This window comes from Candidatus Limimorpha sp. (genome assembly GCF_056203535.1).
Genome location: NZ_JBADWU010000082.1, coordinates 1 through 15172, shown reverse-complemented (window position 1 = coordinate 15172; position 15172 = coordinate 1). Strand labels below are relative to the sequence as shown.

The window sequence follows — 15172 nt, the reverse complement described above, 5'->3', positions numbered from 1 at the left end:
CTAGGGAAATCATTTTTGACTTTCAGAGTGCCCGAAATGTTAAATGTTAAAACGTTAAATGGATGGTCTTCCGACTTCCGTGAAGCCATCGATTTTTCGGTTTACATCTATCACGTTAGGTCAAAAAGTGTATTATTCCCTCATTTTTACAAGACAACAGCTCTGGAACCGACAAACCACACCACATCATTTTCCTCAAATACGATATTGGCCGACGGATTTAGCATGAAATCATTATCACGTTCAACGGCAATCACCATAGCTTTGTAACGCTTAGAAAATCCCGATTCCCTGAGCGAGACATGGCAGAAAGGCGTTTGTTTCGTAACAACCATTTTATGTAAATCGACATCATTTTCAACCGTCTCACGGACAAGCACTTCGTCCTCAATCTCAACCTTGCCCTTCAATTTCACAATTTGTTCATCGCTACCTACAAAGGTAATTACATCCATCGGGAACAGCAAAAAATCCTTATCCGGCAAATCGAAGACCTTCCTACCTCGCTCCACACTGACCACACTGATATTGTAATTGCTGCGGAAATCGGTTTCTGCAATTATCTTGCCCACATATTCACTATCTTGGCTCAACGACATTTTCTCCAATCGGAAATTTTCCTGCAAGACTTCAGGAACGGCAAACACCTGCAAATCATCACGTTTATTCATATTTTCAAGGAAACGGTTCTCAATCCTTTCGTAGAACCGCATGAAACGATTGGAAATGCGCAGCAGACCAAAAAACGCCAAGGCGATGCCGAACAATGCCAAATGATTGAAGTTGATATAATGCGTTAAAATATTGTAAACGAACAAAATAACAGCAATGTAACGAATGGCGAAAACGAGGCTTATGATGGTTTTATTGAAACGGTCAACTTTCATCAGTTTTTCATTGGCATGACGCGATTTGTGCTTGAAAGCCACCGCCCAAAGAAATGGTGAAAGCACAATGAGCGTTATGGCACAATTGATGATGGAACTCCATACGCCTGGAATTAGGCGCATGATGTAGCCGTCAATAAAGAAGCAGACCAACATCAAGGCAATGATAACGGCGACATAAATCACCATGTTCTTCAGCTGACGCATCAGGAAAGAGCGCATATCGACCTCCTTGCCGCTTTTCACTTTCAAGCCAGTATCCTTGTTGCTGAACCTCTGCCGCCATTTTTCTGGAATGTGTTTTTCAAGCCAATTATAACACGGCAAAGCCGCATTAATTGTATAAGGTGTAAGGAAAGTAGTGATAATGGACACAGAAACAATAATCGGATACAGGAAATTGTCAATGACACCGAAACTCATGCCCACCGTAGCAATGATGAAGGAGAACTCACCAATTTGTCCGAAACAAAAGCCTGCCTGCATGGATGTTTTCAAATTGTTGCCAGCCAGCATCATCCCCCCCATCGAACTCAGCGACTTTAAGGACAGAACGACCAAAGTAATGACCAGAATCTGCCACCAATATTGCACCAGAACGGATGGATCGACCATCATGCCGACTGAGACGAAAAACACCGCACCAAAAAGGTTCTTGATTGGCGTAGTCAATTTGTGAATCAATTCAGCCTCAAGTGTTTCTGCAAGAATGGACCCCATGATAAAAGCACCCAAAGCCGATGAAAAACCTGCAATATTAGCCAAGACAACCATCAGAAAGCACAAGCCCACGGCAAAAACAGTCAAAGTTTCCTCCGACATGAATTTACGTATCCATTTCAACAGCGAAGGAATGAGATAGATGCCGCCGATAAACCAAATAAGGAGGAAAAACACAAGTTTCAACATACTGAAGACCAGCTCCTTGCCATTGAATGTCTGACTAACCGAAAGCGTCGAAAGTATGACCATCATCAATATTGCCGCCAAATCCTCGACCACCAAAACCCCAATCACACTTTCAGTAAACTTTTCGTGTTTCAGTTTCAAGTCATCGAAAGCCTTTGCAATAATAGTCGTCGACGACATGGAAAGCATGGCACCGAGGAACATGCAATCCATCTTGCTCCAACCCAACAATTTACCGAGGAAAAAGCCAATGATACACATCGAAACCAATTCGGTCAACGCCGTGATGCCGACCGTACCGCCCACTTTCTTCAGCTTCTTGAAACTAAATTCCAAGCCGATGGCAAAAAGCAGAAACACCATGCCGATTTCGCTCCAAGTCTCAACACTCGTATGGTCGTTGATATTAGGAAACCAGCCGAAATATGGTCCTATTAGGAATCCTGCAATGATATAACCTAACACGAGCGGTTGTTTCAACCATTTGAAAATGACAGTGGTAAGGCCTGCTGTGACAAGAATAAGTGCTAAATCGGAAAACAATACGGGTAAATCAGACATGATGACAATTATTTTTAGGTTGCGCACAAATATACAGAAAAAAAGCCAAGAAAAACATAATTTTCAACGAAACCATTGGCCTTTTCAACCTTTCTCAACCAATTATTCAAACACTGTCTTTACCACAGTCCGTGCGAAATCGTTTATAACCATAATGAAATAGACACCACTTTGTTCAACACCTATTTCAACACTTTCGGAATGACAATCAACGGCATAGACCTTTCTGCCAAGCATATCGTAGACTTCCACACGTTTCATTGAAGGGCAAACGACAGTGCAACAGCCGTGAGCCGGATTAGGGAAAACCGAGACCAATCTTTCAAAATCCTGAACATTAGTGATATAATCGAAATGCGCCGTCAGATTGGCATCACAAGTAACTTCAAAGGTGTATTCAGAATCAAGGCTCACAATCTCCCCCGAATTTTCCCAGTGCGAAAAACAATAATCAGCAGAAGGTGAGGCATTCAAGGTGCAGACATCGCCATAATAAAACCAACCACCGCCATCAACCGTTCCTCCCAATTCAGGTTCAGCCGAAACCTTTATTTCGTATGGCACACGGAAAAAATGTGCCGTCAAGTCATGATTTGCCTCAACCGTAAAACTATACGAAGCTGATGTACTGACAGTTACTCCGTTTTCCGTCCATTTTTCAAAGCCATAGCCTGGTGCTGAATGCGCCGTAAGATAGCAAACCGTACCTGAAATGTAATTACCAGTTCCACTAATCGAACCGCCATCCGAAGGTTCTAGAGTTGCCGTCACCACATAACAACTTTGGGCAAAAGTTGCCGAAAAATGATGGTTTCCATCAACAACCACGTAGAACTCAGGCGATGTACATACCGTTTCGCCATTCTCCTTCCAATCAATGAAATAGAATGAAGGATTTGGCGTTGCACGCAACAAAGCCGTATCGCCGTAGGCATAAAAGCCATCGCCAACTGCCTCGCCACCATCGGCAGGTTCGGTTTCAATCGTAATCTGATATTCATTAGGCTGAAAGACTGCAATCAAACTCCTGTCATCTTCCACGACAAACGAGTAAATACTATCCGTGGAAACCGCATCATCACCCTCTTTCCATTCTGCAAAAGAAAAGCCATAGTTGCTGATAGCCGTCAAAGTGCAAGTTTCGCCTTGAAAATAACTTCCAAAGCCCTCAACAACACCTGCATTTTCCGGGAAAGCGCGAACTTCTATCGTATAGGGTATCGGTTCAAAATGAGCCGTCAGCAAGCGGTCGGAAACGACGGTAAAAGAATATGTATCGGAGGTCGAAACTGTTTCGCCAAACTCAGTCCAACACAAAAACCTATAATGTTCCGAAGGCGAAGCCGTTAAAATGCAAGTCGAGCCATCAACATAACCACCTGTCCCCGTGATTGTTCCAGCTTCCGAAGGCAAAACTTCCACTTCAATTTGCCAAGTAACAATTTCGAAACAAGCCGTCAGGTATCGGTTGGAAGTTGCCGCAAAAACATATTCAGGCTCTGTAGAAACAATCATGTCATTCTCCTGCCAATGCAAAAATCGATAATGTTCAGAAGGAGATGCCGTCAAAGTACAAGTTTCCCCCACAAGGAAAGTACCAGCACCAGAAACCGTTCCTCCATCAATTGGTTGTACGTTTGCCGTGATGACACAAGATCCGCCCGAAAAGGCAAAAATGTATGGTTCCGAAAGGCTTCCCACAATTCCGTTCACCACAAACTGCATCGTAGGGGGAGATTCAAGTTCAAGTTCAGTTTGTGAATCGTGATCAAAAAGCCTGAAATCAAGCGTGTGTCCCGATTGTCCATAAAGCGTAAGGAAAACCATGTATCGATTCAAGCCTTCGTAATATGCCAACATTTCGCTGCCTCGGCACTCACCATTACAAAAAGCACCGATTTCAAGCAGGTCGGAAGTCTGCTCAACGCCATTGATTTCAATGACGCCAATCACATTCATGTTATCGGCAAACTGATACGGATCATGTGTCCAATGATTGGCCTTCGCTACCGTAGCAAAGGCAAGCAGAAGGAAAACAAGAATTACTTTACGCATATCCAATTAATTGATGCGCAAAAATAAGAAAAACATTTCAAAGCCGAAAAACGCTGCTATTTTCTTTTTTTCTTGAAAATCTTGGTACGGAGCAAGAACAAGGTCAAGCCTGTCCAGAAGAGGATAAGGATACCGAATGTAATCAGAGTCGCCTTAATGCTTTGAGGCGCATAACCCATCAAAAGCAGGATAGGGAAACCAAGCACGACGGCAACCAAAGATTGCAGAACCAGATTGTTGGCAGCAGGCGTTTCAAATTTCGGGTCAATTTCGCGCAGCAAAATCATGCCGTTGCTTGCCGTACCCGTCAACATGCCGAACATGGAAAAAAAGCCTTCGTATTTGTAATCAGGATAAAGATGCTTCGATATGTAAAGTAAATAAAAGAAAGTGGCAACAGCACCCAACACACATACTAAAATGAACGGCACCACAAATTTGCCAAATTCCTCGAAACTGATGGAAGCAGTACCTGCAACAATCATAATGTCGAAGCAAAATCCGCTGATACGGTTAAGCATATAATTGTTAATATACTCACGGTGAACGATTTTCGCTTTCTTGAAACGGCCAAGAAGCCATTTAAAGGCGATGCCGAACAAAGTGCCAAGCAGGAAATTGAATCCCCAAAGCATGGGCTTCAAAGTATTGGTTCCGAAATCGCCCATCTCCATTCCCTGAATCCAATTTGTGAACAAATAAACGAGGAAATAGACGAACAAAACCATGCAAATCTGCACCGAAAGCTTATCAATGGACTCGGAATCTGGAATTTCGTTTCGTCCGACAAAGTCCTTCAGCTTATTCACCATGGCTTCTGACAATTTCTTTGTCGCCACTTCTCCGCGACGGCGCAGAATGTTCATGTAGACAACGCCCATGACACTCCCCACAATGAAACCCGTTGCGGCTATCGCCAAACCAAAATCAGCACCTGGAAAATCGATGCCTTGCACAGCAGCCCAACGGGTGAAAATCTTGCCGAAATTCAAAGCCTGTCCCGGACCTTGGCCATATCCCATAGGGAGCAGCAAACCACTTGCATAGAAGAAACGTTTTCCGAAATAAAACATCGGAACCGTAACCAAAAGGCCGACGATACCTTGTATTACATAAGTGGAAGCCGTCAGAGCACCAGTCTCAACGACTTTCATCGGAGATGATTTCGATTCTATCTTATTGTTTTTCAAAGCTAAGGCAACGAATCCCAGGCCCAAGGCATGATAGGTAACAATTTCCATCACGTTTTTATCCAACATCTTTTCACAGCCAGGAATCGACTTGAATATCAGAAGCAGCAAGCCGCCCAACAAGGCTGAAGGCAAAAGGCTTTTCTTTAAAAAAGGAATCTGCGTTCTTAACGCATTGCCCAACAGCAAAGCCGTTGCCAAAATGCAAAACTGAACCAACCACATCCAAGCTTCTGGACGGTCAAAAGTCATAACGGGGTAAACATCTGCTAACAAAACCATATCATTTGAATTTAGTTTGCAAACGTACTATTTATTTTGATATGAACGTAAAAAACGGCGAAAAAAGTTCTTTGGAAATAAAAATAAGAAGTATTTTTGCAAAATCAAAGTATAAAAATGGCCCTAAAATACACCCATATTGATTGTTTTGCTGGACCTGGAGGAATATGTACAGGTCTTCATGCAAGTGGTTTTGAGACATTAGTAGCAATTGAACATATTCAAAGCTGTTGTGACACCTACTCCGCCAACCATCCGAATGTCCATGTCATTTGCTCTGACATAAGGAAAGTGACAGAAGAACAAATACTGCCATATATTCCAAAAGACGGAGTCGATTTGGTCACATCAGGAATGCCTTGCGAAACATTTTCAACCGCTGGCAACTCCTCAAGATCATTTTATGACGACAGGCAAGTCCTTTTCAGGGAAGGAATCAGAATGGCTAAAATATGCAATGCAAAACTTCTGCTTTTTGAAAACGTTCCAGCAATAACAACAAAAAAAATCGACAAAAACTCCGATACTTTAGTCGTTTCCATGCTAAAGGAAGAACTGAAAGAAGCCGGTTTCGGAAACTTTATTCAAGTATTTCTGGATGCGGATAAATTTGGTGTTCCTCAAAAAAGAAAACGGTTTTTCTTGCTGGCTTCAAGATTCCAAAATTGGAATTTGTCATGTCCTGAGCCTGATAATCATCTAAAGGTCAATGTGCAAGATGCTTTTTGCGATTTGCCAAATGTTATTCCAAACAGTGGAATTGAACAAACACATTATTTGAAAAGTGAATCCGATTTTTCAAAGCTAATGAAAAATGATGCTTTCTGGAAACGCACATCCCTTCACTATAATGGCCTTATCACAAACCAAGTTCCAATGAAACATAGGGATTGTACACTGAAACGCTTTGCTTTGTTGAACCAAGGAGAAAGTCTAAAAGATTTGTTTGACAGATATCAAGGAGAAGAACGGGAAAAACTTCAATCGGAAAGAATACTGCCAAAAAAACTTTTCATCAAACGTAATTACAGATTGATACCATCAGAACCATCACCTACAGTAACTAGCCATTGCCTTGACGAATTTGTACATCCGTATTTTGACAGAGCATTGACGGTTAGGGAGTGTGCAAGACTGCAATCCTTTCCCGATTCATATAATTTTGTTGGAGGGCCTTACATTGTTCCTCATATCGACCGTACAGTTCAAGACAAATATGAGCAAATCGGAGATGCTGTACCTCCTTTGCTTGCATACGCATGGGGGAAAAAAATCATTGATATTCTAAGCCAATACTGACAACATGAAAGAATTTTGCAAAAAGGTTTACCACAATGTTTACCAAGAGACGAAACGGAATTTAGAAGACAAAGAAAATGCAAGCAGAAATTCCGAGACAAGAATGAATGAGATTGAAGCCGCTGCCCAGAAAGAAGCCATCAAACAATCCATCATTCAGACTATGAAGCAATTCCCTAACAACGATGTTGCAGAGATTTGGAAAACCATTTACGAAGTACACATACACAGAAAAAGCGGAATTGATGATTCCTTTGTGATTCAAAATGTCATTAGTGCCGACCAAAGCTGGAAGAAATCAAGCGGGCACGCTTTTGAAGAAATGGTAAAAGTTCTTGCAAACGACTGTTTTAAAGATGACAACATCGAAGTCATTTTGCAAAGAGACTTGAACATCTTAATAAAGGCAGACGAAATCGCAAATGAACCAAGAGATATCAGTTGGTTGAAAGAACAAATTAAGGAACAGGTTTTTGACCTGTATGCTATTGTTAGACATGAAGGGAAAAGATATTGTTTCGGCTGCATCCAATGTAAGACAAGCATCCGCGACAGAGTGACAAGAGACAGGGAGCCTTCGCTCCATGCCATGCAATCATTCTTTTGGAGCGTTGCCATTGTTTTAGATGGAAGTTTCCTTAAACTGCCTAAATTCATTACGATGGTCAATGGCGGGGGCAACGAGCATCAAATTAATGGTTGGCATGGTCTGTATGTTTTTTCCGATGAAAAACCCGTAGGAAGAATCTATCACACCAATTTGGAATTGGATGTTTTCAAGCAGCACGCTATAATTGCATCAACTTTCTGGCTCAAACAACGCCAATGGCTGGACATTACATTTGATGCTGAAAAACTTGAATAGATTTCGCATGAAACGCACTTGGGAACTTTTTTTCACCTTTATGAAAATCGGAGCCTTCACATTAGGTGGAGGTTACGCCATGCTCTCGATGGTGGAAAAAGCCGTCGTCGACCAGAAGAAATGGATTGCCAGCGATGAGTTTTGGGACATGATTGCCATCATCCAATCATTGCCAGGGGTCTTTGCGGTGAACACTGCATTGTATGTCGGACAGAAAGTTGCAGGCCGGAAAGGTGCCTTCGCCTCCATGTTAGGCGCCATACTTCCATCCATCGTCATCATTCTGCTTCTGGCAACGGTTTTCCGTGAATTTCGCGACAATCCCGTGGTGGAACGCATCTTCAAAGGCATCCGTCCTTGCGTCGTCGCCTTGATTCTGGCCCCTTCCCTGCGCATGATTAAATCGGCAAAAGTGACTTGGAAGACCGCCATCATTCCGATTCTTGCCGTCTTCCTGATTTGGTGGTGCAAGATTTCGCCCGCCTATGTCATTCTCACCGCCATTGCCGGAAGTTTGGTTTACGCCCTCATCATTGAACGGAAAGCAAAGGAGGCCGGAAAATGATTTACCTGCAACTGCTTTGGGTTTTTATTAAAATAGGTGTCCTCGGCTTCGGCGGCGGCTATGCCATGCTTTCGCTCATCCAGCACGAAGTCGTTGAACATTATGCCTGGATGACGACGACCGAATTTGCCGACATGGTGGCCATCTCGCAAATGACCCCTGGCCCGATTTCCATCAATCTTGCCACATACGTCGGCTACACGACCGCCGAAATTTGGGGCTCGTTGTTAGCCTCTTTCGCCTTGTGTCTGCCCTCCATCTTCATGGTTTACATGATTATAAAACTGTTTATGAACAAGAGAAACAGCAACTTGTTAGACAACACCCTCAAAGGGCTGAAACCTGCCGTAGCCGGACTCATTTTCGCCGCAGGGCTCTCCATGATGAACACACAGAATTTCGTTGAAATTGGCCGTGGCCAAAACAACGTGAGCATCATCATTTGCGTGCTGGCTTTCACGGCTTCCTATTTTTTCAAGGCCAACCCGATTCTGCTTATCGTATTGAGCGGCGCAATAGGATTTTTCGTGTACTGATTCCCGAAATTTATGTATTTTTGCCGCATTATGAAAAAAGAGAACAACTATAGTATCACTATCAAGAACAAACGGGCTAGTTTCGAATACTTTCTGGTGGAGACCCTTACGGCAGGCATCGTGCTGACCGGAACGGAAATCAAGTCCATCAGGGAGGGAAAGGCAAGTCTGGCTGATTCCTACTGTTCGTTCAAAGGCGAGGAACTCTTCGTTTTGGGAATGCACATCGCCGAATACGCCTTGGGCACTTACAACAACCACGACCCGAAACGCGACCGCAAACTGCTCCTCACCCGCCGCGAACTGCGCAAAATGAAAAACAAGGTGCAGGAAAAAGGCTTCACCATTATTCCCGTTACCTTATATATAAATGAAAAAGGTCTGGCAAAACTCGACATCGCACTTGCACGAGGCAAACATTTCTACGACAAACGCGAATCGCTGAAAACGAAAGACTCGAAACGCGAACTGGAACGAATGGAAAGGTATTGACTTTTGGACATTTTGACTTTTAGACTATTAGACTTTTAGACTTTTGGACAACTGATAACTGTAAACTGAAAACCGAAAACCGATAATTGATAACTGATAACTGATAACTAATAACACACACATCATGAAGAAAATCGTCTTTTTGACCGGAGCCGGCATCAGTGCCGAGAGTGGCATCAGCACTTTCCGCGACAGCAACGGGCTGTGGGAAAACTACAATGTGGAAGATGTGGCCAGCATTGAAGGCTGGGATCGCAATCCCGAACTGATGATACAATTTTATAATGCACGCCGCGCTGAATTGGAAAAGGCACAGCCTAACCAAGCACACATTTTGGCCGCAGAATTGGAAAAGCATTTCAAGGTCACAGTAGTAACGCAAAACATTGATAATCTTCATGAACGCGCCGGTTCCACCAACATCATCCACCTTCATGGCGAACTCACCAAGGCCTGCAGCGACCGCGGCAAACGTTGCGTGCAGGACATCGGCTATGCGCCCATAAAATACGGCACGCGCACCGAAGACGGCGGCATGATGCGCCCGTTCATCGTGTGGTTTGGCGAAGCCGTCCCGTTGATGGAAGACGCCGTCCGCGAAGTGGAACAGGCCGATATCGTGGTCATCGTGGGCACATCGCTCAACGTCTACCCTGCCGCCGGATTGCTTTATTATGCGAAAAACAATGCCGAAATCTATGTCATTGACCCGAAGGATGTGCAGCCGATTTCGCGTCGCGTCACTTTCATCAAGGAAAAAGCCACTGTTGGCATGAAACAATTGTTTGACAAACTGACCGCTGAAAAATGAAAAAATCTATCATACTTGCCATCTTTGCCTTACTGACATTTGGCGCAAAGGCACAGGAAAAAGCAGAAACCATCAAATGGATGGATTTCAACGAGGCCATCGAAGCCTGCAAGCAAGAACCCAAGCTGATTTTCATCGACGTGTTCACCGATTGGTGCGGATGGTGCAAGAGAATGGATGCCACCACTTTCAAGAACCCAGTGATTGCCAAATACATGAATGAAAAGTTCTATGCCGTGAAATTCGATGCCGAACGCACAGACACCATCGTCTTCAGCGGCTACACTTTCACAGGCGTCACCCGTCCCGATGGGCGCAAGGGCGCACACCAACTGGCTGCCGCATTGCTGCACAACAAGTTATCCTATCCATCCTACGTTTTGATGGACGAAAATTTCCAGATTCTGCAAGTGATCGGCGGTTATCAGGAAGCGAAGCAATTTGAGCCTATGATTCATTTCTTCGGCGACAAGGCCTACAAAACCATGAGTGGCGACGATTTCCTGAAGGATTTCAAGTCGGAATTATAAGCCGAAACAATAGCCTACACGAATCTGCACAGGGCTTGAATATGGCGAACCATGCTGATGAAGCTCCTGATAATCCCACGACAAATTATAGAGAATCAGGATGAAGGCGAAAGTGTTGTCGGAAAAATAGCTTTTGTAACCTCCTCCAACAAACACGCTGTTGTACCATTTGTCTCTGACCGTAACCGTTTGATGGTTAAACCGTTGCAAACAATACAGCACTTCATCCTCGACATGGACACTCAAACCTTTATAGATTTGAATTGTTGCGTATGGGCCTGCTCCGAAACAATGCAGCGATGAATTGCCATATTGTGCATCGAAATAGGCACTGAGACTGTAGGAAAGCCTGCCGCCCAATTCGATGGCGTTGCGCACCCGATAACCGATTTGTGGCGCAACGGTAAGACTGAAATTGCGGCCACCCACACCTAAGCCGAAATTACCGCCAATCACCGTCTTCCCTTTCATATCCGCCACATCAGAGAGAAACTGGGCTTGAGAAACCGAAAACAGGCCAAAAGCCAAAACCAAAGTTAGAAGTATGCGTTTCATAACGATATAAATTTGCGACAAAAATACAATATTTCTCGAAGTCATGCGTATCTAATTAAAGTTTGTAACTTTGCAGCCCAAATCTCATTCCATGAAAAGACTGACGCACATCCTAACAATTGTCATCATATCCCTGTTCATCATTTCCTGTAGAAAAGAACAGAACATCAGCACCGACACTCACCTGAAGCTCGAATTTTCTTCCGATTCGCTGCTTTTCGACACCGTCTTCACCTCGATTGGCTCCACCACACACGAATTGATGATTTACAACCGCCATGATGACGCACTCAATATCAGCAATATACGCATAGTTGGCGGCGACAGTTCACCTTTCAAACTCAACGTTGACGGGGAAACTGGTTCCGAATTTTACGACAAAGTAATTCCAGCCAACGACAGCCTTTTCTCGTTTTTGCGCGTCACCATCAATCCAAGCGACCTTAATACGCCTTTCATCGTGGAAGACGAACTGGAATTCACGACCAATGGCAACATTCAGACCATAAAACTTGTAGCTTGGGGACAAAATGCAAATTACATCGTTGGAAATCAACACGTTTCATCTATCAGCGGACCTTTCAAAATCGTTGCAGATAGTCTTGAGACAACAGTTTGGACAAACGAAAGGCCATACGTCATTTATGGTTACGCCCTCATCAATTCGTATGGCACACTGAAAATTGAAGCGGGAACACATGTTTATGTTCATGGCAACGGCGGCATCATTTCGTGGAGCGACGGACAACTTGTCGTTGAAGGCACAAAAGAAGCTCCAGTAATCATCGAAAGTGACCGATTGGAAGCCGAATATGCCGACAAGCCCGGCCAATGGGACCAAATCATGCTCATGGATGGCCGCGAAGGTGCCGACAACATCATCGACCACGCCATCATCCGCAACAGCTTCATCGGCATCAACTGCCAGTCGGTGCTGAAAGCCACGCAAAGCGCACTGCGCGTGAGCAATACGATTATCGAAAACCAGTCGGGATGCGGGTTCTACAGCGTTTATTATGCGGCTGAATTGAAGAATTTCGTCATCGCCAACAGTGGTGTGAATGCCGTCCAGATTCATGGCGGCGACTATCGTTTCGTGCATGGCACCATTAGCAATTACTGCACCTTTGCCGCCAACAACTATGTGGCTCTGTCGATTGACAATTATCGGGAAGGCATTGATGAAATCTACCTCTACCCACTCCACAACTGCGAATTGGACAACTGCATCGTTTACGGCAAGAACGAAAACGAAATCGCCACGTCGTTTTATGAAGAAGCCGACACGAATTATGTCTTCGACCACTGCCTCTTGAAATCGAAACGCTTCACGGATTATCCGGGCTTCAAGCATTGCATTTTCAACAAGGACCCGATGTTTGCCAACTTCAGCCGCAACGACCATCATTTGGACAGCATCACCTCAGCCGCCATTGGCATTGGCAATCCAGTTTTTGGCGAAGAAGTGCCCTTCGATTTCGATGGCGTGAGCCGTGTGGGCATTCCCGATGTGGGAGCTTATCAATATGCTAAATGATTGCAACCGCAATTTCCAGTCGTCCAATTCATTAATGAATGATTATCGGTAATTTACGTTTGCTCGGCATATTCCGCCAAGGCGGAAGAAAGTAAATCAGAGCCGCTCTACATTAGCGGCGACTGATTCATGAGGAGCAAGTTCCGAACTAAATGCGGAGTAAATTTCCGAGTAAATTATGAGTAAATTTTAAGGGGAAACAAATCTGACATAAATCTTTACACAAATCTTTTTCTTGTTCTTTCCTTTTTTAATCCATGTCGGTGCGCTGTCGTCATCCTCGCGTAGGCGGGGAGGTTGCCCGACAACTGTCATCGTCAAGACGATGCCAGCTACAAAGATGGAAGGATTTTTTTGACGATTAGCCCAAGGCGGCTTGCCGCCATAATTCTCCAGCACGGAAGCAAGGATTTATGATAGATTTTTGAAAGATTTGTGTCCAAAATCCATCTCGCGCCAGCCAATCCATGTCAATTCATGCGCTGTTCCCTGCGCTCCCTGAGCTTGTCGAAGGGGCGCATCCAAAAATTCAATCTGCATAAAAATCCGTGTCATCAGCGAAATCAGCGGTTCTTCTACTTCCTTTTTCCGTGATGTCGTTTTGTCAAAGTTCATTAATCAGTTTTTCCAAAGGTCGCGATTGTGCTTCGCCATTCTGAACGGCCTTAAATTCAATCAGGGCTTCTTTTAGATCTTCATAACCTGATTCTGTTTTTTGCGTGTAACCTTTTGTCATGGATTTGAATGTATTATGGCGCAAAAGTATATAAAAAGCACAAATTACCACAAATGAATCGTAAATTTCTGAAAAAGCTGTATTTTTGCCATTGCATAGTTCTGCCTTTTGAAATTTTGTCAAATGAAAACTATTGAAGAAACAAGCATCATACCGCAAAGACAGGGAGAGATAGTCGTTTATCAACCCAATGAGAGTATCTCGCTTGAGGTGCGTTTGGAGAATGAAACCGTTTGGCTCACACAACAGCAAATGGCGCAGTTGTTTGCAACGACGAAGCAGAACATTTCCCTTCATATTGGTAACATTTTCCGTGAGGGAGAATTGCAACGCGAAATGGTAGTCAAGGATTCCTTTACAACCACTCAGCACGGCGCAATGCCAGGAAAGACGCAACGGATGAAAGTTGTTTTATACAATCTTGATGTCATCATTTCTGTAGGTTATCGCGTCAAAAGTCCTGTCGGTACACGGTTTCGCCAGTGGGCCAATGCCGTAATCAAGCAATATCTTCTCAGTGGTTATGCCGTCCATAGTCATTTGGTGGCTATGCAACAACAGATAGATAGCCGATTTGCCAGTATCGAAGATAAGATGTCGCGTCAGCAGTCGCAAATCGATTTCATTGTGCGTACCAACCAACCGCCAAAGGAATTGCTGATACCGACAGGCTGTGTGTGGGATGCATGGAACTTTATGAGTGAGTTAATACGAAATGCCGAGCAGCGCATCGTACTCATTGACAATTATGTCGATGAACGCACTTTGTCGATTCTGGACAAACGCAAGACGGGTGTAGGCTGCATGGTTCACACACGCTACAACGTACAGACGCAACTCGATTTTGAGAAGCATAACGCACAATATGCACCGATAGCTTGTGTTCAGTTGCCGCAGGCTGTCCACGACCGTTATCTTATTGTTGATGATGCGGTATGGCTTCTCGGGGCCAGTGTCAAGGATATGGGGCGTGGTCTCTGCACCATTATCAAGATTGGTTTCAAGCCAGAAGAAATCCTCGCAAGGCTGTAAGGCTATCGGCTGCTTTCCTGCCTATGGTAGAGAGTAATTTCGGAGTAAATTTCTAAAGGGAAACAAATCTAACACAAATCTTTTTCTTTATGTTTCCTTTGTCCAAAAAGCGGAAGCAAATATTTATGATAGATTTATGAAAGATTTATGTCCAAAATTCATCTCGCGCCAGCCAATCCGTAAAAATTCATGCGCGGTTCCTGAGCTTGTCGAAGGATGCGCATCCAAAAATCCAATCTGCGTAAAATCAGCGTCATCAGCGAAATCTGCGGTTCAAAAAATCATATTCCGCCAAGACGGGAGAAAGTAAATGCGGAGTAAATTTGTCGA

The 15172-nt window shown here is 44.1% G+C and carries 16 protein-coding genes; 9 read left to right on the top strand and 7 right to left on the bottom strand.

Going from position 1 to position 15172, the window contains the following annotated elements; translation table 11 throughout:
* Positions 1-146: 146 nt before the first annotated feature.
* The 3 genes from AC06MN_RS09730 to AC06MN_RS09720 all read right to left on the bottom strand — a co-directional run bounded on the left by AC06MN_RS09730 (position 147) and on the right by AC06MN_RS09720 (position 5884).
* Complete coding sequence (locus tag AC06MN_RS09730) at positions 147-2357, bottom strand: monovalent cation:proton antiporter family protein (RefSeq protein WP_475672178.1); 2211 nt, start codon at positions 2355-2357, stop codon at positions 147-149.
* Between the two features lie 102 nt (positions 2358-2459).
* Complete coding sequence (locus tag AC06MN_RS09725; protein WP_475672177.1) at positions 2460-4412, bottom strand: InlB B-repeat-containing protein; 1953 nt, start codon at positions 4410-4412, stop codon at positions 2460-2462.
* A gap of 56 nt (positions 4413-4468) precedes the next feature.
* Positions 4469-5884 carry a sodium/glutamate symporter family protein gene (locus AC06MN_RS09720; protein WP_475672176.1) on the bottom strand — a complete coding sequence of 472 codons (1416 nt, stop codon included), beginning with the start codon at positions 5882-5884 and terminating at the stop codon, positions 4469-4471.
* Between the two features lie 117 nt (positions 5885-6001).
* On the opposite strand from AC06MN_RS09720, the gene AC06MN_RS09715 reads away from it, so the two are divergent.
* From AC06MN_RS09715 to AC06MN_RS09685, 7 genes are all read left to right on the top strand, one after another.
* A complete protein-coding gene (locus AC06MN_RS09715) occupies positions 6002-7183 on the top strand; it encodes a DNA cytosine methyltransferase (RefSeq protein WP_475672175.1) in 1182 nt (393 codons plus the stop codon).
* Between the two features lie 4 nt (positions 7184-7187).
* The gene (locus tag AC06MN_RS09710; RefSeq protein ID WP_475672174.1) at positions 7188-8048 is read left to right on the top strand and encodes a BsaWI family type II restriction enzyme; all 861 of its coding nucleotides are present in this window, start codon (positions 7188-7190) and stop codon (positions 8046-8048) included.
* A gap of 7 nt (positions 8049-8055) precedes the next feature.
* Positions 8056-8613 carry a chromate transporter gene (locus AC06MN_RS09705; RefSeq protein ID WP_475672173.1) on the top strand — a complete coding sequence of 186 codons (558 nt, stop codon included), beginning with the start codon at positions 8056-8058 and terminating at the stop codon, positions 8611-8613.
* A complete protein-coding gene (locus tag AC06MN_RS09700; RefSeq protein ID WP_475672172.1) occupies positions 8610-9149 on the top strand; it encodes a chromate transporter in 540 nt (179 codons plus the stop codon). The genes AC06MN_RS09705 and AC06MN_RS09700 overlap by 4 nt, the downstream gene beginning before the upstream one ends.
* A gap of 30 nt (positions 9150-9179) precedes the next feature.
* On the top strand, positions 9180-9641 hold the full coding sequence (gene smpB, locus AC06MN_RS09695; RefSeq protein ID WP_475672171.1) for an SsrA-binding protein SmpB: 462 nt from the start codon (positions 9180-9182) through the stop codon (positions 9639-9641).
* Positions 9642-9765: 124 nt separating this feature from the next.
* On the top strand, positions 9766-10452 hold the full coding sequence (locus tag AC06MN_RS09690; protein WP_475672170.1) for an SIR2 family NAD-dependent protein deacylase: 687 nt from the start codon (positions 9766-9768) through the stop codon (positions 10450-10452).
* Entirely contained in the window at positions 10449-10982 is a 534-nt protein-coding gene (locus AC06MN_RS09685; protein WP_475672169.1) for a thioredoxin family protein, read from the top strand. Before AC06MN_RS09690 ends, AC06MN_RS09685 begins: the two co-directional genes overlap by 4 nt.
* Here the strand turns inward: AC06MN_RS09685 and AC06MN_RS09680 are convergent.
* Positions 10977-11537 (bottom strand): hypothetical protein, encoded by a 561-nt coding sequence (locus tag AC06MN_RS09680; protein ID WP_475672168.1) that lies wholly within the window; start codon positions 11535-11537, stop codon positions 10977-10979. The two genes, AC06MN_RS09685 and AC06MN_RS09680, sit on opposite strands and share 6 nt — an antisense overlap.
* Before the next feature lie 91 nt (positions 11538-11628).
* Between AC06MN_RS09680 and AC06MN_RS09675 the strand changes: the two genes are divergently transcribed.
* Positions 11629-13074, top strand: coding sequence for a hypothetical protein (locus AC06MN_RS09675; RefSeq protein WP_475672167.1), 1446 nt, complete (start codon positions 11629-11631; stop codon positions 13072-13074).
* 189 nt (positions 13075-13263) lie between these two features.
* Here the strand turns inward: AC06MN_RS09675 and AC06MN_RS09670 are convergent, their stop codons facing one another.
* The 3 genes from AC06MN_RS09670 to AC06MN_RS09660 are packed head-to-tail and all read right to left on the bottom strand — an operon-like array spanning position 13264 to position 13933.
* A complete protein-coding gene (locus AC06MN_RS09670) occupies positions 13264-13473 on the bottom strand; it encodes a hypothetical protein (protein ID WP_475672166.1) in 210 nt (69 codons plus the stop codon).
* A 12-nt stretch (positions 13474-13485) separates the two neighbouring features.
* Complete coding sequence (locus tag AC06MN_RS09665) at positions 13486-13689, bottom strand: hypothetical protein (RefSeq protein WP_475672165.1); 204 nt, start codon at positions 13687-13689, stop codon at positions 13486-13488.
* Positions 13679-13933 (bottom strand): hypothetical protein, encoded by a 255-nt coding sequence (locus AC06MN_RS09660; protein WP_475672164.1) that lies wholly within the window; start codon positions 13931-13933, stop codon positions 13679-13681. The genes AC06MN_RS09665 and AC06MN_RS09660 overlap by 11 nt, the downstream gene beginning before the upstream one ends.
* Between AC06MN_RS09660 and AC06MN_RS09655 the strand changes: the two genes are divergently transcribed.
* Positions 13934-14842 carry a virulence RhuM family protein gene (locus AC06MN_RS09655; protein WP_475672163.1) on the top strand — a complete coding sequence of 303 codons (909 nt, stop codon included), beginning with the start codon at positions 13934-13936 and terminating at the stop codon, positions 14840-14842.
* The last annotated feature ends 330 nt before the right edge of the window (positions 14843-15172 follow it).

Excerpts from the sequence above, each read along its gene's own strand:
- AC06MN_RS09690 (WP_475672170.1), top strand. The coding sequence starts at position 9,766 with ATGAAGAAAATCGTCTTTTTGACCGGAGCCGGCATCAGTGCCGAGAGT.
- AC06MN_RS09700 (WP_475672172.1), top strand. The coding sequence starts at position 8,610 with ATGATTTACCTGCAACTGCTTTGGGTTTTTATTAAAATAGGTGTCCTC.
- AC06MN_RS09725 (WP_475672177.1), bottom strand. The coding sequence starts at position 4,412 with ATGCGTAAAGTAATTCTTGTTTTCCTTCTGCTTGCCTTTGCTACGGTA.
- smpB (WP_475672171.1), top strand. The coding sequence starts at position 9,180 with ATGAAAAAAGAGAACAACTATAGTATCACTATCAAGAACAAACGGGCT.
- AC06MN_RS09710 (WP_475672174.1), top strand. The coding sequence starts at position 7,188 with ATGAAAGAATTTTGCAAAAAGGTTTACCACAATGTTTACCAAGAGACG.
- AC06MN_RS09685 (WP_475672169.1), top strand. The coding sequence starts at position 10,449 with ATGAAAAAATCTATCATACTTGCCATCTTTGCCTTACTGACATTTGGC.
- AC06MN_RS09705 (WP_475672173.1), top strand. The coding sequence starts at position 8,056 with ATGAAACGCACTTGGGAACTTTTTTTCACCTTTATGAAAATCGGAGCC.
- AC06MN_RS09680 (WP_475672168.1), bottom strand. The coding sequence starts at position 11,537 with ATGAAACGCATACTTCTAACTTTGGTTTTGGCTTTTGGCCTGTTTTCG.
- AC06MN_RS09715 (WP_475672175.1), top strand. The coding sequence starts at position 6,002 with ATGGCCCTAAAATACACCCATATTGATTGTTTTGCTGGACCTGGAGGA.
- AC06MN_RS09675 (WP_475672167.1), top strand. The coding sequence starts at position 11,629 with ATGAAAAGACTGACGCACATCCTAACAATTGTCATCATATCCCTGTTC.
- AC06MN_RS09720 (WP_475672176.1), bottom strand. The coding sequence starts at position 5,884 with ATGGTTTTGTTAGCAGATGTTTACCCCGTTATGACTTTTGACCGTCCA.
- AC06MN_RS09665 (WP_475672165.1), bottom strand. The coding sequence starts at position 13,689 with ATGAACTTTGACAAAACGACATCACGGAAAAAGGAAGTAGAAGAACCG.
- AC06MN_RS09655 (WP_475672163.1), top strand. The coding sequence starts at position 13,934 with ATGAAAACTATTGAAGAAACAAGCATCATACCGCAAAGACAGGGAGAG.
- AC06MN_RS09730 (WP_475672178.1), bottom strand. The coding sequence starts at position 2,357 with ATGTCTGATTTACCCGTATTGTTTTCCGATTTAGCACTTATTCTTGTC.